General features: G+C 62.1%; 6 protein-coding genes. 5 read left to right on the forward strand and 1 reads right to left on the reverse strand.

Features of this window, described 5'->3' with window-relative positions; translation table 11 throughout:
* Positions 1–301: 301 nt before the first annotated feature.
* The gene (locus VBE63_RS23860; protein WP_323685513.1) at positions 302–2464 is read left to right on the forward strand and encodes a hypothetical protein; all 2163 of its coding nucleotides are present in this window, start codon (positions 302–304) and stop codon (positions 2462–2464) included.
* Between the two features lie 147 nt (positions 2465–2611).
* Positions 2612–3808 carry a DNA polymerase IV gene (gene dinB / locus VBE63_RS23865; RefSeq protein WP_323685514.1) on the forward strand — a complete coding sequence of 399 codons (1197 nt, stop codon included), beginning with the start codon at positions 2612–2614 and terminating at the stop codon, positions 3806–3808.
* A 140-nt stretch (positions 3809–3948) separates the two neighbouring features.
* On the opposite strand, the gene VBE63_RS23870 is transcribed toward dinB, so the two are convergent.
* Positions 3949–4143: a hypothetical protein gene (locus VBE63_RS23870; protein ID WP_323685515.1), complete on the reverse strand. Its 195-nt coding sequence runs from the start codon at positions 4141–4143 to the stop codon at positions 3949–3951.
* Between the two features lie 224 nt (positions 4144–4367).
* Here VBE63_RS23870 and VBE63_RS23875 point away from each other — a divergent pair, with 224 nt between their 5' ends.
* From VBE63_RS23875 to VBE63_RS23880, 3 genes are all read left to right on the forward strand, one after another.
* A complete protein-coding gene (locus VBE63_RS23875; RefSeq protein WP_323685516.1) occupies positions 4368–4616 on the forward strand; it encodes a hypothetical protein in 249 nt (82 codons plus the stop codon).
* Positions 4617–4745: 129 nt separating this feature from the next.
* On the forward strand, positions 4746–4901 hold the full coding sequence (locus VBE63_RS31595) for a PEP-CTERM sorting domain-containing protein (protein WP_416274656.1): 156 nt from the start codon (positions 4746–4748) through the stop codon (positions 4899–4901).
* A gap of 411 nt (positions 4902–5312) precedes the next feature.
* Positions 5313–5783 (forward strand): AAA family ATPase (locus VBE63_RS23880; RefSeq protein WP_323685517.1); only part of this gene is annotated, 471 nt, incomplete at its 3' end.

The following is a 5783-nucleotide window of genomic DNA, read 5'->3' on the forward strand; positions in this document are numbered from 1 at the left end:
TCTTCTACTCCGATCCTGAGGTGCCAACCGATCGACTGGCAGACTATCGCCTCTGACCCTGACATGGCGCGCTATGCCGAGGTCTAACAGAGCAGCCGCACAAAGCACAGCCCTTCCTGGACCGCGCCAACCGCGAAAACGAGATAGACTGGCGTCCTGAGCATCCGGCCGAGTGACCGCGCATCAGCGACGATTGCAGTCGACTCTTCGGATAGTGGCGGACTCCTCCCGTCTCGTCAGCCCGCGCGAGGGAGTCTGCCTAGCACCTAGGCCCTCCTTGACGAAAAAGGCGATGTGATCCATGTCCCGCAACGGTCGTGACCGGATAGACCCTAATCGGCGCTCCGATCAGCGCTCAAGCCAAGCGCTTGCCTGGAACGCCGACTCTGCTCAAACGGGAACGGGCCAAAAGAGCAACCGCTTACCCCAGATCGAGGTCGTCACCCGCGATGCCGCGGAAGATCGACCACCGCCGCCCGCTCGGCCTAAATGGTCTTACGGCGTCTGGTTTCTCGTCGCTTTTGCGTTGGTCGCTGTACCCGCGAGTCTGTGGAATTTCAGTCGACCGCCGGTCTATCGTGCTGCTGCCACGGTCCTGACGACCGTCCCGGAGGAGCGTAGCGGCTTCGGCGCCGCTGTGGCCGACGAGCAGCATGTCGCCATTCAACGCAGCCTGTTGCTCGGCCGTCAGTTACTGGACGATACCTTAGTCCGTCTGCGCAACGCAGTCGGTACCGATGCGAACAATCGAGGCCCGTCAGAGACCACAACGCTGACAGCGGATGACCTCTTGATGATGCTAGAGGTCTTCCCGGTGCCTCTAACCAACCTGGTGGAGTTAAGCGCCAGCGGCGACGAACCCATGCTATTGGCCAGCCTCGTCAACGAATGGCTCGCCGCCTATCAAGCCCTACGCGAGCGGGAGGTCGAGACCCAGGTCGGGGATCGACTGGACCAGCTCGACGAGCGCGCTCGCCTGCTGGAAGCGCGCATCCAGGCGAAACGCCAGATGCTGGACGAGTTCCGCGAGCGCTTCGACATTGTCACCTTAGGGCGCGACAGTAACCAGGCACTCAAGCGACTGGACACACTCCAGGAGACCCTAGGCGAGGCCGAGGATGCCTCACTCAGAGCGCGAGCGCGCCTCGACGCGCTAGAGAGTCCGGCTGGCATTGATCGGCGAGCACTGCCTGAACGCTTCGCGAATGAGCTCTCGACCCTCAATCAGCAGGCCGAGCAGGCGCGCGCCCAGGCCGATCAACTGCGGGACCGCTACACCGAGCTCTTCATCCAGAAAGACCCGAACAAGCGCAGGATCATCGAGCGTCTTGAATCCATCGAGGCGCGTATCGATGAGGTCCTTCGCGAAGGCGCACAGCAGGCCCGAATCGAGGCCCGAAATGCCGCAGAGCTCGCCAGCCGACGCGTGCGCGATTTGCAGCGCGAGCTCACCGAACAGAAGGCGCGAGCATCGAGGTTCTCATCTGGATTCGCCGAATTCGAGGCGCTGCAGCAGGACTTGAATCGCCTGGAGGAGATGAGGCGCGAGGTAGAAACGCAGCAAACGGGCCTTCAGACCACTGCCCTTGCCAGCTATCCACAGATCGAGGTCATCGAACCGGCCTTCGCGCCGCGCGATCCGATCAGCCCAAACTACAGTAAGGACCTAGCGCTGACGCTGGTCGCAGCAACCGCTGCCGGGCTGATCACCAACCTCATTCTGCTATGGCTCGATGCCAAAGCGCGCAGCTCTCGACCCTCATTTCCAGTCACAGGCGTGCGCATCTGGGGAGCCGAGGCAAGTGACCAAGCGAACAACGCTGATCTCGGAGGCCGACTGTCTAGGCATGAGACTGCCGGCGAGCTGAGTGCCCCCAGCGCAAGGTCGCCAGCCCAGCCAGTCCAGCTTGGCGCCCCAGCATCTGATGCCTCGACGCCCGACACCTCAACTCAGGCGCCACGCCAACTCATGATCGGTGAAGTCGACGCCCTCTGGCAGCTGGCCGATGCCAGTGAGCGTCAACTGATTGGACTCTTACTCTGCGGCGTCCAACCCAACGAAGCGGCCGAACTGACACAGCAGCAGTTCGACCTTACCCATGGCGAGCTCTTGCTTGATACCCGCAGGCTGAAGCTACCACCGCGGTTACTCGAGCTCTTCGCGAGTACCGATCCACTCCCTGCCTGGGAGGGCCAAGACCGCAACAGCTTCGAGGATCTGATCGACCGCTTGAGCCTACTGGCTGCAGATGCGGGTATCGCTCACGCCAGCGAGGTCAATGCGGCCACAGTGCGCGACACCTATCTGCTGTACCTGGTGCGCCAAGGCGCACGCTTGACCCGACTCAAGCAGATCGCTGGCCCGATGAGCGGCGCCGACACCCTGCGCTTCACGCCTTACTCCCCAGCCGGCGCAGCACGCTCGCTCGACGAGATCGATCTCACCTATCCGATACTGGCGTAGCTCGCTCTATTCGAGCCGATGTTGTCAACACTTGAGGCGCTTGTGGCTTGTCAATTCGTCATTAGCGTAGATCGACCTGTGCGAACGCGGTGCTGAGCGAGGTTACAGCCTGGCTATTGGGCCGCGCCTGAATTGAATCCTTTATCCATGGCAGCAATCAACACCAAGCACCTGATCATGCACCTGGATCTCGACGCCTTCTATGCGGCGATCGAGCAGCGCGACCATCCGCAGTGGCGCGGACTCCCGCTGGTGGTCGGCGCGCAGCCGGGCGGTCGCGGGGTGGTGGCGACCTGCTCTTACGAGGCCCGCCGCTATGGCGTGCATTCGGCGATGCCCATCGCCCAGGCAGCGCGCCGGCTGCCACCGGAGACCATCTATCGGCGCCCTGACATGGCGCGCTATGCCGAGGTCTCGCAGCAGATCATGGGCCTGCTAAAGCAGCTCTCGCCGCTCATCGAGCAGGTCTCGATCGATGAGGCCTATCTCGATGTCTCCGGGCTGGAACGCCTGATCGGTTCGCCCGAGCGCATCGGCGAGCGCGCAAAGAGGCTGATCCAGTCCAACACCGGACTCACCGCATCGGTCGGCATCGGCCCCAACCGGCTGATCGCCAAACTGGCCTCGGAGACCAGCAAGCCGGATGGACTGCGCGTCGTCGAATCGGACCGGGTGCAGGCGTTCTTGGACCCGATGCCGATCTCGGTGCTGCGCGGCGTTGGCACCAAGACGGCGCTGCGTCTGCTGGCGATGGGCCTGAAGACGGTTGGCGATCTCCGGCAACAACCCCTCGAGCGCCTGCGCCAGGCCTTGGGCGCAAGCGCCGGCACCGCCCTGCATCTGCAGGCGCGCGGCATCGCCGACGACGCGGTGCAGCCGATCACGCAGCGGCAATCGATCTCCAAAGAGACGACCTTTGGCGAGGATGTCACCGATGAGCAGCAGTTGCGCGAAACCCTACGTTGGGCCGCCCAGGAGGTCGGTTACCTCGCCCGACATCAGCAGCTTGCCGGCGTGCTGGTGACGCTCAAGCTGCGCCTGCAGCCCTTCGAGACCCACAGCCGCTCGCGGACCCTGAGCCAGCGCACAGCGAGCGATCAGCTGATCTTCCAGATCGCCTGGGAGCTGTTCGCCTCCAGTCCTTGGCGCGGTCGACCCGTGCGGCTCATCGGGGTTGGTCTGTCCGGTTGGGAGCCAACGTCCTGTCCAACTCAGCCTGATCTCTTCGCGGCCATGGAGCCGCAGCGCTCGACGCTGACCACGATGAAGCTCGACCAAACACTCGACGCCATCCGCGACAAGCTCGGCGACGGGCTCATCCAGCGCGGGATGAAGCGGTCTTGATCGGTGCGATAGCAGGCGGAGGCTGCCAGTCGCGCATAACCCTGAGAACATCGCGGCAGAACTCAGCTCAGCGACTGGCATAACCCTATGCGCTCGAATCGCGACGTCCGATCGATTTGTTATCCCCTGATCTTGCTGTTTCAGGCGTGCTCAACCTTGGGGCGGACCTCGGCCAGGATGTCCCCCGTGGCGTAGAGCCAAGCGGTGAGTATGAACGATTGGCGCCCGGCGACGCGGACGACATCAGCAACCGGGTTGACCCGGAGATCGCGGCCATGGCGGCTCGGGGCAGCGCAAAAGATATCGAAACCCTTGGTCGGGTGATCGAGGGACATGCAGAGGGTCAGATATTATCGATGACCGGACATTCTTCATGTCGCGCTGTTGACAACACTAGCCTGGTCTTTGCGCCATCGCACGCTCGTTCGTTTCCGTCGTTCTCGTCCCTAGGAAACGCTTCGGTCTCCGTTCAAGGGAGCATCTCCACGCAAGGGTTGGCGAAGGCTCCGCGTCTTCCGACCAAGACGATGCTGAGTTTGAGTCCGGCGTCGACTTGTCGATGACGATCGCCAACAACTCGATCACAGATACCTACCGAATCACATGGATGATTGATTTCACCAACAGCTTCAGCGCTGATGGGCCGGATGCCTTCGCTGATTCCGAGCTCACGCTGGACGTACAGCCCCCGTCTTTCCCTGAAGATGTCTTCAGTGATCTTGTCTCGGATACCTCTTTGGGGGATAGGAAAAATGGTTCCCCTCTCGGCACTTCCGGAGCACTGGTGGTGGACAACGGCTCACCCTAGCTGGAACTCGATCTCGCCCCCGGAATCACCGAGACGTTAGAAGGCGCATTCACGTTGAAGGGAGGTGCATTCGGCAACAACTCTTTTGCTCTCGGGAATTACGACTGGAACCTGAGTGTCGCGAGCGTCATGAACCTGACATCGCCCCCACCGCCGACGCCCGCCCCGGAGCCCGGGACTCTCCTGCTGCTCGGAGCTGGACTCTTGGGTCTGGCCCAAGTACGCAGCCGTCGCATTCGCCATCTCGCTCAGCGTCGACCGATATCAAATCATCTGAGCGATTGACGCGCTCTATCTGCATTGACAGGGTTCACGCACAGCCGGCCCAAGACAATGGCTGCTTGGCGTGAACCCTGAATGGGTTTTTGTTCCTGCCCAGCGAAGCCTCGTCGATGTTATCGAGCGCATGGATCGACCTCGAGCCAGTCAAGGATCGAATGCCAGGCCGCTCGCTTCTGCTCAAACCGCAGCGCGGCATGCGCCGGACTGGTCGAGTGCTGCCGATGCTGTTGAATCTCGCTGTGTGGGGCCGTAACCCGGGAAGAACAGGCCTGCGGTATTCACGCTCGGCCGTGCCACCGTTAAAGTTGATTCCGGGAAACGGATCGGTTTTAAGGAGGAGGCCGCGCTCCGGCGGCACGTTCAGAAGAACGGCTCCGTTATACTGCCTCATGGTCTGCGCTCTGATCATCCGCGATGAAATTCCCTTACGGCACCGCTGACTTCCACAAGATCATCACCGACGGCTACTACTATGCCGATCGCACCGAGCGCATCCGCACGCTGGAAACCGTCAGTGACCAAGTGCTCTTCCTGCGCCCGCGCCGTTTCGGCAAGACCGCCTGGCTGACGACGCTGGAGAACTACTACGATCTTGCCCGTGCCGGGGAATTCGATGCGCTGTTCGGCGGGTTGGCCATTGGCCGTGAGCCCACCAAGCGGCGCAATAGCTACTTTGTGCTGCGCTGGGATTTCTCCATGGTCGATGCCAGCGGCAGCTTGGCGGAGATTCGCCAAGCCTTGCACAACCACCTCAACGCGCAGGTGGCGGATTTTGGGGTGCGGTATGCGAAGCAGCTCGACACCGAGCTGCGTTCACATCCGAGCGATGGTCTGGTGGCCTTGCGTGCCGCCGTCAGCGCGGCCCGCGCCCAAGGTCACGACCTC

This window comes from Lamprobacter sp. (genome assembly GCF_034860625.1).
In the GTDB taxonomy this organism is placed as follows: domain Bacteria; phylum Pseudomonadota; class Gammaproteobacteria; order Chromatiales; family Chromatiaceae; genus Lamprobacter.

Bases quoted from the DNA above. Each gene is read 5' to 3' on its own strand.
- VBE63_RS23860 (WP_323685513.1), top strand. From the start codon at position 302: ATGTCCCGCAACGGTCGTGACCGGATAGACCCTAATCGGCGCTCCGAT.
- dinB (WP_323685514.1), top strand. From the start codon at position 2,612: ATGGCAGCAATCAACACCAAGCACCTGATCATGCACCTGGATCTCGAC.
- VBE63_RS23870 (WP_323685515.1), bottom strand. From the start codon at position 4,143: ATGTCCCTCGATCACCCGACCAAGGGTTTCGATATCTTTTGCGCTGCC.
- VBE63_RS23875 (WP_323685516.1), top strand. From the start codon at position 4,368: ATGACGATCGCCAACAACTCGATCACAGATACCTACCGAATCACATGG.
- VBE63_RS31595 (WP_416274656.1), top strand. From the start codon at position 4,746: ATGAACCTGACATCGCCCCCACCGCCGACGCCCGCCCCGGAGCCCGGG.